The 17,014-nt window shown below is 70.0% G+C and carries 10 protein-coding genes; 2 read left to right on the top strand and 8 right to left on the bottom strand.

Going from position 1 to position 17,014, the window contains the following annotated elements:
• Positions 1-27: 27 nt before the first annotated feature.
• From O7608_RS11515 to O7608_RS11485, 7 genes are all read right to left on the bottom strand, one after another.
• Complete coding sequence (locus tag O7608_RS11515; protein ID WP_289209943.1) at positions 28-1,623, bottom strand: lipopolysaccharide biosynthesis protein; 1,596 nt, start codon at positions 1,621-1,623, stop codon at positions 28-30.
• Complete coding sequence (locus O7608_RS11510) at positions 1,613-2,827, bottom strand: glycosyltransferase family 4 protein (protein ID WP_289209942.1); 1,215 nt, start codon at positions 2,825-2,827, stop codon at positions 1,613-1,615. The genes O7608_RS11515 and O7608_RS11510 overlap by 11 nt, the downstream gene beginning before the upstream one ends.
• Before the next feature lie 66 nt (positions 2,828-2,893).
• A complete protein-coding gene (locus O7608_RS11505) occupies positions 2,894-7,567 on the bottom strand; it encodes a DUF4082 domain-containing protein (protein WP_289209941.1) in 4,674 nt (1,557 codons plus the stop codon).
• Positions 7,568-7,919: 352 nt separating this feature from the next.
• Positions 7,920-9,293, bottom strand: coding sequence for an O-antigen ligase family protein (locus tag O7608_RS11500; protein WP_289209940.1), 1,374 nt, complete (start codon positions 9,291-9,293; stop codon positions 7,920-7,922).
• 16 nt (positions 9,294-9,309) lie between these two features.
• Positions 9,310-10,545, bottom strand: a complete 1,236-nt coding sequence (locus O7608_RS11495) for a hypothetical protein (protein WP_289209939.1) — start codon at positions 10,543-10,545, stop codon at positions 9,310-9,312.
• 305 nt (positions 10,546-10,850) lie between these two features.
• The gene (locus O7608_RS11490; protein WP_289209938.1) at positions 10,851-12,758 is read right to left on the bottom strand and encodes a DUF4082 domain-containing protein; all 1,908 of its coding nucleotides are present in this window, start codon (positions 12,756-12,758) and stop codon (positions 10,851-10,853) included.
• Between the two features lie 405 nt (positions 12,759-13,163).
• Positions 13,164-14,093 carry a glycosyltransferase family 2 protein gene (locus O7608_RS11485; RefSeq protein ID WP_289209937.1) on the bottom strand — a complete coding sequence of 310 codons (930 nt, stop codon included), beginning with the start codon at positions 14,091-14,093 and terminating at the stop codon, positions 13,164-13,166.
• A 115-nt stretch (positions 14,094-14,208) separates the two neighbouring features.
• Between O7608_RS11485 and O7608_RS11480 the strand changes: the two genes are divergently transcribed.
• Together O7608_RS11480 and O7608_RS11475 are read left to right on the top strand one after the other, a co-directional pair.
• Positions 14,209-15,117, top strand: a complete 909-nt coding sequence (locus O7608_RS11480; RefSeq protein WP_289209936.1) for a WecB/TagA/CpsF family glycosyltransferase — start codon at positions 14,209-14,211, stop codon at positions 15,115-15,117.
• A complete protein-coding gene (locus O7608_RS11475) occupies positions 15,114-16,145 on the top strand; it encodes a glycosyltransferase family 2 protein (RefSeq protein ID WP_289209935.1) in 1,032 nt (343 codons plus the stop codon). The genes O7608_RS11480 and O7608_RS11475 overlap by 4 nt, the downstream gene beginning before the upstream one ends.
• A gap of 15 nt (positions 16,146-16,160) precedes the next feature.
• Here O7608_RS11475 and O7608_RS11470 read toward each other — a convergent pair whose 3' ends face one another.
• Positions 16,161-16,994 (bottom strand): alpha/beta hydrolase, encoded by an 834-nt coding sequence (locus tag O7608_RS11470; protein ID WP_289209934.1) that lies wholly within the window; start codon positions 16,992-16,994, stop codon positions 16,161-16,163.
• Positions 16,995-17,014: the final 20 nt, after the last annotated feature.

The raw sequence follows: 17,014 nt of genomic DNA, 5'->3' as shown, positions 1-17,014 counted from the left end.
GTCGGCCAAGCCTGGCCGCCCCTGCCGTCAGCGGCCGGCCACTGTCGTGGCCAGGGGGGTCGTCGCGCCGGGTGGCGTCGGCGGTGGCGGACCTGACGTCGCCGGACCGGACACCGCCGGGTCGGCCGTCGTCGGACCGGATGTCGTCGGACCGGATGTCGTCGGCTCCGAGGGCTGCTCGGCACCCTCACCGGCCGCCTTCAGCTCGCGCAGTCGACGTCGCAGCCAGGGCAGCAGCGGGCCGACGAAGGTCACCGTCATCACCGCGCCACCAGCCAGCAACTGCCACAGAGCACCCGGCACCGCGCGTACCACCAGCAGCCCGAGCGCCACCGCCGGCACCGCGACCACCAGCGGCAGCACCAGCGCCCCGGTCAACGACCGCAACCGTACGCCGTAGCGGCGCAGGGCGACCGCGTACATCGGCAGGATGATCACCGCGCAGACCAGCGCGTGCCCGACCCCGGCACCGGCCAGCCCGTACCACCGCACGCCGAGGATCACCGCCGGGAAGAGAGCGACCAGCCAGACCACCTGGGCGACGAACAACGCCCGGCTCGCCCCCACGGCGATGAGGAAGGTGGCGATCAGGTCGAACAGCACCCGGAAGGCGCCGAAGAAGGCCAGCCCGGCGAGCGCGTCGGCCGCCATCGACCAGCGCTGCCCGTACAGCACCGGCACCACGACGCTGGCCAGCCCGGACAGCAGCACCCCGACGAGCAGCGCCACCGTCCAGGTCAGCGCGGCGGCCGAGACGAACCCGGCGGCCTTGCGCCGTGGCTCGGTCACGGTGGCGAACGCCGGCAGCGCCACCGCCCGGATCGCCACGCCGAGAGCGCTCATCGGCCAGGTGGAGATGTTGAACGCCAACGTGTACAGGCCGAGCAGCAACGCGCCGGCGGTCGCACCGACGGTCAGGTGACCGACGTTCATCACGACCCAGGACAGCACGTTGGCGCCGGCCAGGGGCACCCCGAAGCGCAGCAGGCTGCGGGCGACGGCCCGGTCGAATCCGAACACCGGCCGGGACCGGGTGAGGACGAACTGCAGCACGGTCACCATCGACTGGGCGACCACCCGGGAGACCGCCAGCGACATGGCCCCGAAGCCGAGCAGCACCAGGCCGACCGTGACCGTGGTGCTCAGCACCAGGCTGGCGCCGTCGAGGCCGAGCTGGGCGCGTTGGCGGAACTCCCGCTGCATCACCGCGTACGGCACCACCGACAGGCCGCTGAGCACCAGGGTCAACGACATCACCTGCACCACCGGGGTGGCCTGTGGGCTGCCCATCGCCGCCGACACCGGGCCGGCGGCCAGCGACATCGCACCGGCCAGACCGATGCTGGTCAGCAGCGAGATGGTGGTGACGGTGCCGGCGCGGCCCTGCACCCCGTGCCGGATGATGTCGGCGCTCATGCCGAGATCGGCCAGGGACATCACGATGGTCTGCACGGTCAGTGCCACCGCGAAGACGCCGAACTCCTCCGGCGCGAGCAGCCGGGCGAGCAGTACGCCGACCCCGAGGCTGCCGATCCGCAGCGCGATGCTGTTGAGGGTGCTCCACGCGAGGGCGCGGCGGACCCGGGCACCGAGCGGGGCTGGTGCCGTCGCCTCAGCTGTCACTGCCGCTCCTGGTCGTGGGCCGGCCGGCGGCGAACCGCTGCCGGGCGAGGCTGGCCTTGAAGTTGACCAGGTGCGCGGTCGGGTGGGCCAACGCTCCGGCCCGCCGGGCCAGGTTCAGCCGGCGGGCGATCGCCTGCTCGTAGATCTCCGCCTGGCGCCGTCCGGCGGCCTGCAGGCTGAACCGGTCGACGACCGTACGGCGGCCGAACTCGCCCAGCTCGGCCCGGTGCTCCGGGTCGGCGGTGCCGAGTTCGGTGAGGGCTGCGGCGACCCGATCGGTGCCGTCGGTGCCGTCGCCGAGCCCGTAGAACCCCTGATCGAGGAAGACCGGCAGGGTCTGCGGCGTGAGCGGCAGCCAGAACCCCCGCTCGCCCTGCACGACGACCGGCTTGGCGAAGGCCATCGCCCGCAGCGCCGACGACCCCATGCCGATGACGATGTCGGCGGCGGCGTACGCGTCGCGCGGGTCGAGCATGGCACCGGTGAGGGTGACCGCCTCGGCGCCCACCTCCGCGTTGGTCTTGTCGGCCACCTGCTGGATCTGAGCGCGGGACTCGCCGTCGCCGACGATCAGCAGCCGCATCCGCAGCCCCGGGTCGATCCCGGCCATCGCCCGGGTCGCGGCGAGCAGCCCTTCGAGTTTCAGCTCCGGCACCAGTCGGGAGACCGAGACGACGGCGATCTCGTCGTCGGCGATGCCGAGGGCGCGACGGGCCGGCCCGGGGTCGGCGACCGGGGCGTTCGCGGCGGTGTCGATCGGCGGCTCGATGACGTGCACCTCGGCCCGGTGGGGACGCTCCTGGGCGGCGATCTGCTCGGTGCCGACGATCAGCGGCAGATGCCGGGGGACCCAGGCCGGCACCTCCATGGAGAGCACGGTGACCACCAGCGGTACGCCCCGGCGCAGATACGCGCCGTACGCGGCCTCCAGGGCGGGGGCCCACTCGTAGGCGTGCACCAGGTCGACACCGCGCTGGCGGGCGACCTCACCGATGGCCGCGACGTTGCGCGGCGACGGCGCTTCGCCCTTGGGCGGGGCCTGGACGAACTCCAGGCCCCACTCGTCGACCATGCTCCGCAGGTCGCCGTCCGGACCGTAGACGATCACCTCGTGGCCGAGCCCGGCGACGGTTGCCGCGATCTCGATGGCGTTGATCTGGCTCCCGCCGATCTCCATCGTGTGCAGGCAAGTGAGGATGCGCACCCATGTCCCTTTCAGTCGCGGCGAAGCCGCCCTGCCGATGATTCAACGGCGTCGCCGCGACTGCCCTCAAGAGTTAGGCGTGAACACGACATCCACCCAGTAGTTGTGGTTGACCGAGTGGCCGGGGAACACCCAGCCGTACGGGTCGTAGTGGTAGGCACCACCGCCGACCAGCACGTGCAGCGGTGACCGGTCCAGTTCGGCCGTCTGGAACTGGTTGGCGGTGACCGCGTACTGGCCGACCGATGTGTGGTAGGAGGCCACATAGGTGGTGTTCGCGAGAATGGGCACCGGCTGGTCGAAGGTGACGGTCTGCCAGCCGGATTCCGTCTCGTCGACGAACACCGCCGTCGCCAACCGGACGCCCTCGGCCGACCAGAGGGAGCCGCGATGCGTACCGGTGTTGGCCGGGCCCTTGTAGAACCGGACCCCGGTGATCTGCCCGGCGACGTCGGACCGGAACCGGACACCCACCTCGACGGCGTCGTCGTCGGTCCAGTTCACCGCGGTCGGCACGTCGTCGGGGCCGAAGATGTGCACCGCCGGGGCCGGTGGAGCGGTCGGGCCGACCGTCGGCTCCGGGCTCGGCGAGGGCGTCCCGGTCGGTGACGGGTCCGCGGTCGGGCTCGGGGTCGGCGACCCGGTCGGTGACACCGTCGGGGACGGCGACGACCCCGGTCCGTCGGGCGACGGGCTCGTCGTCGGCGACGGGTCAGGGCCGGTGTCCGCCCCGGTGTCGGGGACGTACAACGGGTCGACCCAGTAGTTCGCCGAGTTGTACGTTCCGGTGGGGAAGCCGCCACCGGCGCCGTACCGGTAGATGCCGTTCTCCCCCGACGGCGCACTCAACGGACCCCGCGAGTACCCCGACACAAAGAACCCGGAATCATACGCATAATTACCATTCGGCGCGTAGTACGACAACACGTACGTCGTCCCCGCCGACACCGTGACCGGCTCCGCGAACGCCGCCGCCTGCCAACCCGTACCGCCACCGGTCGGGAACGTCACCTCCGCCAACGGCGCACCACCACCGACCGGCCACAACCGGCCGACCTGACTACCGGTGTTGCCCGGCCCACGGTAGAACCGCATCCCCACGACCTGCCCGTCCACCGACGGCGTGAACTTGACCCCGAGCTCCACCGCGGCGCTCTCCCCGACCGACGACTGCTGCGGGACCGCGTCGGGCGGGAAGAGGCTCACCACGTCGTCACCGTAGGTGGTGGTGAACGACCAGGTGTGCGGCTGGGCCATCGCCGTGCCGGCGCTGCTGGCCGACACCGAGGCGGTGTAGGTGTGCAGTGACTGCAACGCGGCGCTCGGCGTGAACGTCGCCAGCCGCGTCGCCTCGTCGTAGGCGACCGTGCCGGCGACCAGCGCGTTCGCCGCGTCACGCAGCTCGAACTCCAGCGACGGGACGTCGATGTCGGCGTCCAGGAGTGCGGAGACGACCGCTTGCGCCGCCACCGCGGTGGCGTCGGAGGTCGGTACGGTCGCCGAGACCGCCGGCGCGGTGCCCTCCGCCCCTCCGCCGCCGCTGGTGGGCGATGGTGACGGTGTCGGGGACGTCGAGCCGCCGGTCGGCAGGAAGTACGGATCGATCCAGTAGTTCGCCGAGCCGTACGTCTCGGTCGGGAAGCCGCCACCGGCGCCGTAGCGGTAGATGCCGTTCTCCCCCGACGGCGCACTCAACGGACCCCGCGAGTACCCCGACACAAAGAACCCGGAATCATACGCATAATTACCATTCGGCGCGTAGTACGACAACACGTACGTCGTCCCCGCCGACACCGTGACCGGCTCCGCGAACGCCGCCGCCTGCCAACCCGTACCGCCACCGGTCGGGAACGTCACCTCCGCCAACGGCGCACCACCACCGACCGGCCACAACCGGCCGACCTGACTACCGGTGTTGCCCGGCCCACGGTAGAACCGCATCCCCACGACCTGCCCGTCCACCGACGGCGTGAACTTGAGCCCCACCTCGACCGGCAGGTTCTCGCCGGAAGCGGTGGTCTGCGGCGTGGCCCCGGTCTCGAACAGGGTCACCACGTCGGCGGCGAAGGTCGAGGTGAACGACCAGGAGTACGGCGCGTTCATCGGTACGTCGGCGTCGTCGCGCGCCGACACCGTCGCGGTGTAGGTCGTCTGCTCGGCCAGCGGCACCACCGGGGTGAAGGTGGCCCGGCGGGCCTCCTCGTCGTAGCTGACCGCGCCCGGCACCGGGTCGTCGTCCGCGTCGACCAGCGTGAAGGCGATCGTGGACTCGTCGACCGGCTTGCTGAACACCACCGACGGGGTCACCTCCGCCGGCACGTTCGCCGCGTCGGCGATCGGTGCCGTCGACGACACCGTCGGCGGCGCGTTGGCGGCGGTCACGAAGGTCACGTCGGCGTAGTAGTTGGTCGAACCCCAGGAGCCGTTCGGGAAGCCGGGTTCGTCCTCCCGGTAGACACCGTTGCCGACGGTGCCCTCGGTACCGGGAGCCACCAGCGGTCCCGAGACATGGTCGGTCAGGAAGAAACCAGCGTCGCTGGCGTACCGCCCGTTCGGCGCGAAGTAGGACACGACATAGCTGGTCCCGGCGGAGACCGGCACCGGTGCGGGCAGGCTGACCTGCTGCCAGCCGGTGTCGGTCTCCTCGGTGAACACCGCCGTGGCCAACACCGAACCGCCGTTGCTCCACAGCGTGCCCCGGTGCTCGCCGGTGTTGCCCTCGCCCTTGTAGAACCGCAGACCGGTGATCAGTCCGTCGATCTGGGGGGTGAAGCGCACCCCGACCTCGACCGCCGGCTGGGTGCTCAGCGGGGTGCCGTTGGGGGAGCCGTCCACCGTCTCCACGAACGCCGGGGTGTCCGGCACCGCCTGGCCGAACAGCGAGTACGGTCCGGAGACCGACAGGGTGACCGGCTCGGACGGCGCACCCAGGTTGCCGCTGTCGTCGACGGCTCGGGCCAGCACCACCTGGGCGGAAGTGTCGGTGGGCAGAAACTCGTAGGTCCAGGAGTGAGTGCCGGTCGTGGCCGGATGCCAGGTCTCGCCACCATTGGTGGAGACCTCGACGCCGGCGACCAGACCGCCACCGGCGTCCGAGGCCGTCCCGGTGACCGTGATCGGCGCGCCGTGCGCGACGGAGGCCCCGTCGGCCGGCCCGGTGATGGTGACGGTGGGCGCCAGCACGTCGGTGGACCCACTCGTCACCATGATGCCGGGCATCGGCGTGGTCGGCTCGGCACCCATGTCGGCGAAGAGGTTGACGGTCGCCTGCTGGATGGCCTCGTCGGCGGGCGCACCCGACCCACCGTCGTGGTAGGCGTCGAGGCCCCACGACCACTGGATGGTGCCGGCCCCGAACACCAGCGCACCGCTGGCCGCGCGGTACATCGTCATGTGATGGGTGGTGTCCCCCGGCTTGTTGTCGGGGCCGTAGCCGACGAGGTACTCGGGGGTGAAACCGGTGGTCGTCGAGAGCCGGAAGGTACCGGCCGGCCGGAAGCCGTTGTCCAGATCCTCGTTGGACTCGTAGCCGACCGTGTGCGGAGCCAGGGTCGCGGTCTGCCCGGGAGCCAGGTCGGCCACCCCGGTGTGCCGCCAGAAGCGCAGTTTGCCCTGCTCGGCGGGGACCTGCATGGCCAGGTCGGTGTTGTTGGCCATGTAGAGGTTGCCGACCAACGCGTTCTCCGGCTCGCGCGTCTCGCCGGTCGGGAACCGCGGATCGCGCCAGACGCCGGTCCACTCGTCCGAGGGGTCGATCCGCGCGTTGTCCCAGGTCTCCTTGTAGCAGACCAGGGTGCGGTACGCAGTGCCGTTACCGTCGACGCTGTCCTCCCAGCGCACCTTCCAGTAGACCTCGTTGCCGGTGAAGAAGGCCAGGTGGACACCGGCGTCGCGGGCCGCCTCGACGTTGGCCCGCTGCTGCGGGGACCAGTACTCGTCGTGCCCGACGGAGACGTACACCTCGTGGTTGAGCAGCAGCTCGCCACGGATGTCGGCGTCGAGCCCGCTGATGTAGCTGACGTCGTACCCGTTGCGCTCCAGGAAGCGGATCATCGGGTACTCGTTGGAGAAGAGGAAGTCCCGCCCCTGCTGAGCCCCCCGGGTGGCGAACGGCCGGTTGTAGCTCAGCTTGTAGGCGCGGGGCAACGGACCGCCACCTGCGCCCCAGTAGAAATCGGCGCCGCCGTACCGGTTGTAGGCCTGCCAGGTGGTGTCGGAGGTCTGAAACACGAGCTCCGAGGTGCTGGTGTCGTCCCGGACGATGAACGGAATGTGGCTGTCCCCGCCGGTGTCCGAACGGATGACGCGGGCGATGTAGACACCGGAGACCGCGTCGACCGGCACGTCCCAGGTGGCACCGACCTGCCAGGTACCGCAGTCGAAGATCTGGCTGTCGGTGGCGTGGACGCAGTCCGCGTCGTCGTTGGGTGCCAGCGGCAGGGTCGGGTTCAGCGTCGCCCATTCCCGGGCACCGTCGCCGCCGTACCAGCCGAGGCGGTAGACCTTGATCGTGTAGGCGGACGCCTCGGTCCGGACCTTGAAGCCGATCTGATCGCCGACGTCGACACTGATCGAGGTCGCGAAGCCCTGAACCGTCGGGTCGCCGACCCCGTCGATGTCCCACACCGAGCTCGGTGTTCCCGGTTTGCTGTTCTCGCAGGCGATCACGTTGACCGGAGGAGCGCACGGATCGGTGGATGCGGACGCCGCAGGCATCGCAATCATCAGGGTCGCCAACATGGCGACGACGGTGGCGACAACGACGATGTGCCGACTGCCGCGATCAATAAATGGAAACACGCCCGCCCTCACCGAATATCCCTTCAGGAGCCAGCCCAACGCGATACCGCGTGCCTCCCCCAGCTACGGCAGCGCCGACGTTACCAGCGCGAGTCAAGCTCACAACCGGGCGTGCATCTGGCCCTCGACGCGACCCGGACGGCCCACCATCAACCATTCGGACAGCGAGGCTTAGCCAAGATGTAATGACCCGCATTCGAGCAGTTAATTGATAGATAATCTTTGAGATGTCGGATCGACGACCGACGGCGGACCAGCCGGAAGTCGACGACGGGTAGTGGCGTCGCAGGCGCTACGCGCCGAACCACCGGGGCGTCGACGTACGCACCTTCAGCGCCGGGTGGCTGAGTCGCCACACCGCGCCGCACATACCGACCATGAGTGACATGGCGGTGGCGTACGTACTGAAGCTCAGCGAGTCGAAGGTGAAACCCGCCGCGATCGCGACCAGCTGCACCGCGACGAGGATCGTGCAGAGGTGCCGGTCCCGCTCCGACCGGGACCTGCTCCGCGCCAGCAGGGCGACGACGATCGCCGTGACATGCATCGCAGCGAGGACGGCGACCCCGACCACACCGTTGGTGAGGGCGAAGGCGAGCCACTGGTTGTCGAGGTACTGGTACTGCGGTGAGACCCAGGTCCCGGTCCCCCGACCGAGCCACGGCCGCTGCGCGAAGTAGTAGCCCACCATCTCGTACCGCTCGGTGCGCGAGGTGATACTCGGGTCGGTGCTCGCGCCGAGGAACATGTTGGTGATCGTGGTGACCAGCGACGGCTTCGCCACCGCCATTGCGGCGAACAGGACCAGACCCAGCGCCATCATGTTGTAGCGCATCCGCCACGCCCAGGTCGGCATCAGGACGAGCAGCACGATCGCCAACGCCACGAATCCCGTACGGGACATCGTCGCCGGGATCGCCGCAGCGATGAGCAACGCCATGAAGCTGAACAACTGGCGCTGCAGCGAAGTACTCGAAAAGCGCGCAAAGTGGATCGCGAACGGCAAGGCCATCGCCATCAGGAGACTGAACTCGATGTAGTGGAACGTGGTACTGGGGACACGCACTCCCCCGCCACGGATCTCCAGGCCGACGATCCAGCCTTTCATCTGCAAACCGGGCACCCGCATGTACTGGGTCAGATCAAAGTACAAAAACGCCTGAATCAGTCCGACCACGGCGACAAAGGCACAGCAGTAGACGAACACCCGCAGTACGCCGTCGAGGCGGTCCCAGTTGGGCATCCCGTCCGCAGTCAGCAGGATGACTCCGGAGATCGCCGCAGCGGTCAGCATCCAGCGGTCCGCCGAGTTCGCCTCCATCGTCGTCAGCCCACGGAGAAACCCGATGGCGTACGACAGCAGCATCGACAACAGGAACGCCAGGATCGCCCAACGCAGCGGTTGCGGACCGGTGAGCACCAGCCGGGAGTTGAGCCGGGCGGTCATCCACCAGAACCACATCAGGATGGCCACGACCAGTGCCGGGCGCCCCAGGTCGGTCATCCCGGGCAGAATGAGGTGCGACGGGATCAACGTGAGCAGGCAGATCATGAGCGACAACATGACCGGCGCGTCGATCCTGGTCAGCCGGCGTCGGGTCACATAGGTGCGCTCGCCGATCCACGCTGGTTCGAGGTCCGCCGGGTGCACCCCGGACGACGTCACGAGGTCCTGCCCCCGCTCATCGGGCCCGGCTACCGTTGTCCGACGTCTCCGGGGGTGCCCACTGCTCCCGGCCCGTGCCCGTCTTGGGCAGGATGATCGTCGCGTCGTCACGGACCACACTGATGACCGCGGTGTCGTCGCTCGCCGTGGGCGGCGGGTCGGCCGGCGGCTTGTCCGGCTGCGGCGCGGCGTCCCGCCGGTCGGCGGAGCCGTTGGTGCCCCGGTTCTCGGCCGGCCGATAGGTCAACGAGGCGTTGTCGACCACGCCGCTGGCCCGGACCGGGCCACCGGACACCCCGCCGCCCGCCACCGGTGCGTCCTGCGACGTCGGACCGGATTGGCCACGGCCCTCCTGGCGGATCGCAGCGGCGTTGCCGGAGCTGTAGACGCCGCCACCCGGGCCGGTGCCACCACCCGGGCCGGCACCCTCGCGGTCAGCCGGCCGGGGGCGCGGCACCTGTTGCGCGGTCGCGGTGACCCTCGGCGGCGGAGCCTGTCCGGCATCGTCGCGCACCGGCACGCCGTTGCGCGACGAGCCGGCTGTCGTCGGTTCCGAGAGGTTGCGCGCGCCCACCGCCGGCATGGCGATCGTCTCGTCGGAGCCGGCGGCCGGCACCCCTGCGGGGTCGGCTGGCCGGGGTCGACGCCGCCGCAGCAGACCGTCGATCCCGATGGTCAGCGCCGCACTGAGCAGGACGCCGACCCCGGCGACCGCGATCATCGCGCGGTTGACCTTGGAGTTCGCCTCCTGGATGTTGTCTCCCCGGTCCAACCGACGAGCGGTGATGAAGCTGTCCTCGCTCGCACCGTAGTCGGCCTGCAGGCCCACCACGCTCGCCTCCAACCTGCGGACGACCTCCTCGGTCGTCTCGGTGGCCTGCTCCTCGGACTCTCCGACCACTTGGATCGTCATGATCGGCTGCTGGTTGTCCAGCGTGATCGCCACGTTCTCGCTGAGACCTGCGGCGTCGAGCTGCTTCAGGACGGCCTGGTCCTGCACGGTGAGCGCGGCAGCCCGGCTCAGCGAGCCCAGCCCAAGCTCCAGCCAGGGGTTGCGGGGTGTCGCGGGAGCGTCCTCGTCGGGAGCGGTGTTGGCGGCGGTGGGCGGAATCAGCTGAACGTAGGATGTGGCGATATAGTCCGGATCAACACTCGTTCTGGTCCAACCGGCCGCTGCGACCGAAATGAGCAGAAGTGGTGCTGCTATGTACCACCGCCGGAACAGCAGTTTGGTGAGATCCCAAAAGTCCACTGCTGTCCTTCCATCGGGTGGCGAGGTCGGGGCGCTCGTCTTCCATCGTATGGCCAGCCGGGAAGCATGCCGGAGCGACGTCGAGGTCGCGGCCGCCAGCGCAGCACCAGTGTCCGGCCGGGCGCGGCGCATCCGCAAGCCTCAAGCGGCCACCCCGTACCGGACATATGTCCCCTTACGCCCCGCCGAACGCCGGTGCCACGCCGAAAGTCGTCAACGCGACAGGTGGGCCTCGGCTACCGGGGGGACAGGCCGATGGGCCGGGTGGACGCGCGATGCGTCCGCCCGGCCCATCGGATCGATCCTTACGGCGTGATCCGGTAGATGTGGTACGTGTGTTCCTGGGCGAAGCTGTCCTGGATCGCACCTGCGCTGATCGGCACCGACCGGTTCTCGAACAGCACTTCGGCGGTGCTCCCGGTCACACCGGGCGGCAGCGCCAGGGAGTGCGTACCGGTGGCGGTGTCCTTGCCGAGCATCGCGAAGACGTAGAACGATCCGTCGTGGGCCTTGAGCATCGTGTCCAGGCCGTTGTTGAACTCCCACTCGTACGACTGGGTGTTCAGCACCGGCGCGAGGCTGGTGACCCGCTTGTTCACCTCGGCGACCGCCGGGCGGACCGCGTCGCCGCACCGCTCCCGCAGCACATGCTGTGAGATGCACGGCCCGCCGAAGTTGTGGTTGAAGTACTGGATGCCCCGCGCCTCGTTGATCAGCGAGTTCATCACCGCGCCGGCGACCTGCTCCCCGGTGATGGTCGGTGCCCAGTCCTCGGTGAACGGGTGCCCGACCTCGACGAAGGCCCAGACCGGCTGCCGCTTGCCGTCCATCGCGTCCAGCTCGCGCATCCGCTGCATGGTCAGCCCGTAGTTCGCCGCCCGACGGCAGTTGTCCTTGTTCACGCCGTACGTCGGGCCTTCCGCCGGGGCGGTGCAGACGTGCGGGTCGGTGTACCAGTAGATGTCGTTGGAGACCACGGAGCTGAACCCGTTGACGAACTTGCTCGCGTCAGCGTCGGACTGCCAGAACATCACGCCCTTGCCGTAGTTGGCGTAGCGCAGGCCCTGGTCGCCGGCCGGGACGGTGGCCGACTCCTTCTTCATCACGTCGAGCCCGCAGCCTTCCCTGCTGGAGGTGCAGATCGGGCCCTGGCCGGGGTAGTTGCCGGTCCACGTACCGTTACCCGGACCACCCCACATGTCGGCTTCGTCACCGATCACCCAGCCGACGCTTTCGTTGCCCCGGTTGCTGAACGGCTGCGGGATGAAGGCGTACATGTCGTTGCGCCTGATCAGCGAAACGTCCGACTGGTCGGTCAGCATGACGTAGGTGTTGAGGCCGGCTGCCTTGTCCCGGTCGATGTCCTGCTGCGTGTACACGCCCTCGTACCAGACGCCGATCGGGAAGAAGGACGGGTCGGTCCAGCCGGACGCCCGCGCCTGCGGGAAGTTGGCGTAGAAGGCGGGACCACCCTCCCAGGGCACCCGGGGCAGGTCGAGTACGGCCGGCGTACCGCCGGTCGGTGAGGCCGTCGGGCCGGCGGTCGGCGTGCCGGTCGGGCTGGCCGAGGGCGACGGGGTCGGCGTCGGCGCGGCCGTGGCCGAAGGTGTCGGGGTCGGCTCCGGCCGACCCGCACCGTTCGGTTCGAACGCCAGGTCGACCCAGTAGTTGCTGGCCTTCCAGGTCTGCTGTGGGAACCCGCCCGACCCGTAGGCGTAGACGCCGGCGGTCCCGACGGCACTCAGCGGGCCGGCGGACACCTGCCGGTCGAAGTAGCTCTGGGTCGCCCGGTACCGGCTGGTGTGGTACGAGACGACGTACACCTCGCCGGCCTGCACCTCGACCGGTTCGGGCAGCGCGACGTGCTGCCAGCCGGAGCGGGACTCCCGCTTCGGCACGGCGGTCGCCAGCCGCTGACCGGCGTCGGTCCACAGGTTGACCCGGTGCGCGCCGCGGTCGCCCTTGGCCTTGAGGAACCGCACAGCGGTGACCACACCGTCGCTGTCTGCGGTGAACCGCAGGCCCAGTTCCACGGGTCGGGTGTCCGGATCCACCGGAACCTTCGACACGTCGGCCTCGGCGAACAAGGTGTAGCCGTCGACCTGCTCACCCGCGACGGACGTGGTGACCACCGTTGCGGTGGCGAGGAAGCTGAGCACCACCGCGCCGATCATCACCAACCGGCCGCGCCGGCCGGTGGGCCGCCGCAACATCCGGCGCCGGCCGCGGCGGGGCGCCGGGCGGGCGTCTCCACGGGCGCGTGGCGACCCGGGTAAATCGGGCGAACTGCGCATGGACGATTCCGGGAACGATTCGTCCCGCCCCCCGCCCGTCTCGTAAGAATCCTTGCTCACCACGAGATGTACACCTCTCGGGACAAAGGTCCGTAGTCGGTATCGCGTTTGGTGGATCTCCCCCAGGCACTCCGACCCCGACGCGGTGGCAGCGGCTCACGCTGCCCGTTCAGGGCCGAGGCTGACGGTAGCCCAGCCCACAGACCTTCCCAAGGAACTTAATGCTCTCTTATGGCAACCCGGCAGGACGAAGATCACTCACCCGTTCATCGTGAATGATGAGATTTCTTCGCGGCAATGATCGACAGATCGAGATCGTTGATCTCATCCCCGACCGGCGTCAGAGCTGTTGACCGTAGATTGTGGATCATCAGTGGCGCCACGGGGATTCGCCCCGGTGCCACCGGGGCGGCCCCAGCCGGACCGCACGTTCCATCCAGGAGTACGACGCATGAACTCTGCGGCAACAGTGATCGCCACATAACAGAATGCCGCAGGAACAAGGCGGGGAGTCGTCAGCACCACTCGGCGCAACCACGACCAAGGGCTGGATCCCGGCACCGGATCGAGCGCAAGATCCGCGCCGCGCGGGTCGGTCCGGACGAAATGCCAGAATTCCGCGTTGCCCGCCCGGGAGCGGGCCACCCGGCGGACAAGTTCGCCGGTACGGCGTGGAGCCACCACCCGTACGGGCAGGTCAACGTCGCGCTTCTCGGTCGAATGCACCACGGCGTCAAGAAACATGTCGTCGGCGATAATGTCCGGAAAATTGGTGAATCTCGCCCGCGCCTCGGCCGACAATGCGATCAGACCCCGGCCGAACAGACGGCCACTGAAGACCGGCAGGCGCGAGTTGATCGCATAGTAGGCACGCACCGGCCACGTGCTGCCCGACGCGTCGATCACCGGCCGGGGGGCCGCCGCCGCCACGCCGGGTTCGGCGATCGCGGCCGCCAGCGCGCGCAGCAACTCGACCGGCGCGGCGATGTCGGCATCGAGATAGATCCGTACGTCTCCGTCGGCGATCGCGTCGGCCGCGTTCAGCGCGGCGATTTTGGACGGAGTGGTGATCTCCAGGACCCGGACGCCACAGGCGCGGGCGACCTCCGCCGTACGGTCGCTGCAGCCGTTCGCGGCCACGATAATGTCGATGTCCGGCCCAAAGTGTGGGGATTCGGTCATTGCACGCAAGGCTGCGCCGATCCCCTCTTCCTCGTTGAAGGCCGGCATGATGACAGTAATCTGCACAGGCATGATGATTCCATTTGTGGGGGATACGGCAACCAGTCGAATGGGCAACCTCACTATCGCCTAGCTGACACCGTATGGCCCATCCGTTGGACCATCCCGGCAAGTACCGTGTGCTGCTGTGCCCCACGACCAGGACACCATCACCCCAAATAGGCGTCGCATTACTCTGCGTAACGTCAGTTTCGACCCCGTCCGCGAGCAGGACGTGGTCGACGAGGTGGTCACCGCACTCGATGCCGGGCGCGGCGGACAGATCATCACTCCGAACGTGGACATTCTGCGCCGTGCGAGCCGCGAAGTGGAGTGCCGCCAACACGTAGAGTCATCAACGTTGGTGGTGGCGGACGGTGCCCCCCTGATCTGGGCCAGTCGCCTCCAGGGCGACCCACTGCCGGCCCGGGTCCCCGGCTCCGACCTGATCTGGAGCCTGTCGGCAGGCCTCGGCTCCCGGGGCCGGTCGGTCTACCTGCTCGGCGGCGAGCCCGGCACCGCCGTACGGGCGGCCGAGGTGCTGCGCGCCGCGTTCCCGCAGTTGGTGATCGCCGGCGAGCTGAGCCCGCCGTTCGGGTTCGACACCTCCGAGGAGCAGCTCGCCGCGATCTGCGACGAGGTGACCGCAGCCAAGCCCGACCTGGTCTACGTCGGTCTCGGTTTCCCCAAGCAGGAGCGGCTGATCGCCCGGCTCCGCCCGCTGCTGCCCGGGACCTGGTTCATGGGCTGCGGTGCGGCGATCGGCTTCGTCGCCGGGGTGCACCGCCGTGCCCCGCGCTGGATGCAGCGCACCGGACTGGAATGGGTGCACCGGCTGCTCGGCGAACCGCAGCGCCTGATGCGCCGCTACCTGCTGCACGACGTACCGTTCGCGGTGCGGCTGCTCGGCGGTAGCGCCCGGAACCGGTTACGGCACGGCCGCCCGGCGGACGCACCGACGGAGGCCGCGGCCGCGCCGACCCGGCGGATCCCGGCCCCACGGGCCGGCCGGCGGCAGCGTCGGCCCGACGCGGTGAGCACCGGGAGGCAGCGGTGAGCCGCCCGGACGTCTCGGTCGTCATCGTCTCGTACAACACCCGCGAGCTGATCCTGCGTTGTCTGACCGAGCTGTACGCCAGCCTCGCCGGTGGCCCGTCGGAGTCGGTCACTACGCAGTCAGGGTCGGTCACCACGCCGTCGGGGTCGGTCAGCGCTGAGGTGGTGGTCGTCGACAACGCTTCCACCGACGGGTCGGCCGACGCCGTCGCCGACCGGTTCCCCCAGGTCAGGCTCGTCCGGCTCACCGACAACGTCGGGTTCGGCCGGGGCGTCAACCGGGGTGCGCTGGCCAGCTCCGGCCGCTACCTGCTCTGCCTCAACCCGGACACCGAGCCGGTCGGCAACCCGGTGGCCACCCTGGTCGACTTCGCCGACCGGCACCCCGGCCACGGCATGTACACCGGCCGGACGCTGCGCCCGGACGGCACCGACGACAACTACTCCTGCTGGGGTCTGCCGACGGTGTGGAGCACGGTCGGGTTCGCCACCGGGCTGTCGACCGTCCTACGCGGCAGGGCCTGGGCGGATCCGGAGGGGCTGCCGGGCTACGACCGGCGGACCGTCCGCGAGGTGCCGGCGCTCTCCGGCTGCCTGCTGCTGATCGAACGGGAGCTGTTCGGCCGGCTCGGCGGCTTCGACCCGCGCTACTTCCTCTACAGCGAGGACATCGACCTGAGCACCCGGGCCCGGGCACTCGGCGCCAGACCGGTGCTCACCCCGGACGCGCAGGTCGTCCACCTGGTCGGCGCCTCGTCCAGCTCCGAGGGGCAGCGCATCCGACTGCTCCGCGGCCGGTCGACCTACCTGCGGCAACACTGGTCGCCGACGCGCGCCAGGCTGGGGATCGGGTTGCTGACCGCCGGGGTCGGGCTCCGGGCGCTCGGCAGGACGCTGCTGGGCCGCGACCGGTCCCGAGGGGTCGACTGGGTCGACGTCTGGCGGGCCCGGGGCGACTGGGCATCCGGGTATCCGCCCGTCGACGAGGACCGGCCGACGACCGAACGGCTCGCCGGCCTCCCCCGCTGACCGATCCCGGCGCGGTCAGGCTGAGTCGGCGTCGGCGTCGGCGTCGGCGTCGCGCTGCGCCGGACCGGTGACCGGCACGTCCGCGAAGGCGGCGACCGTCCGGTCGGCGTACGCGCTGGAGTCACCGACCTCCATCGGGCCGTCCCAACTGGTCGGCAACGGCACCTGCACCTGCGGCGCGACCCGCCGTACCACCTCGTCGAGCACCCGTTCGACGTCACCGACCCACAGATGCCGGGCACCCGCCACCCCGACCACCTCCGCCTGACCGATCGCGGCGAACCGTTCGGTCGCCGCCGCCGGTCGCAGGTAGTCGTCCAGCTCCGGCACCAGGGCGGTCACCGGCTTGCCCGACTCCGACCAGGTGGCCAGGTCCGCATCGGTGGCGAAGCGCAGCGGCGGGGACAGCAGGACGGCCCCGGTGACCGCCGGGTCGCAGCCGTACCGCAGGGCCAGGTCGGTGCCGAACGACCAGCCGACCAGCCAGATCCGGGGCAGCTCGGCGAACTCGGCGTACTCGATGGCCGCCGCGACGTCGTACCGCTCCCCCTCGGCGTTGTCGAAGCTGCCCTCGCTGGTGCCGCGTTCGCTGGCCGTACCCCGGGTGTTGAACCGCAGCACGGCCAGCCCGGCCAGCGCCGGCAGCCGCCAGGCCGCCTTGCGGAACACGTGGCTGTCCATCATGCCGCCGTGGGTCGGCAGCGGATGCAGGCAGATCAGCGTGGCGACCGGCGGGCGGTCGACCGGCAGCGCCAGCTCGCCGACCAGGGTCAGCCCGTCGGCGGTGTGCAACTCGATGTCGCGGCGCTCGGCGGGCAGGATCGACATGGACCGGATCGGCTCGCTCACCGGACCAGTCTGCCACCGTC

The sequence above is a fragment of the Solwaraspora sp. WMMA2056 genome (genome assembly GCF_030345095.1).
In the GTDB taxonomy this organism is placed as follows: Bacteria; Actinomycetota; Actinomycetes; order Mycobacteriales; family Micromonosporaceae; genus Micromonospora_E.
This window is presented reverse-complemented; position numbering and strand designations above follow the sequence as displayed.

Coding starts and splice junctions, on each gene's coding strand:
- O7608_RS11485 (WP_289209937.1), bottom strand. CDS start 14,093: ATGCCTGTGCAGATTACTGTCATCATGCCGGCCTTCAACGAGGAAGAG.
- O7608_RS11490 (WP_289209938.1), bottom strand. CDS start 12,758: ATGTTGCGGCGGCCCACCGGCCGGCGCGGCCGGTTGGTGATGATCGGC.
- O7608_RS11505 (WP_289209941.1), bottom strand. CDS start 7,567: ATGTTGGCGACCCTGATGATTGCGATGCCTGCGGCGTCCGCATCCACC.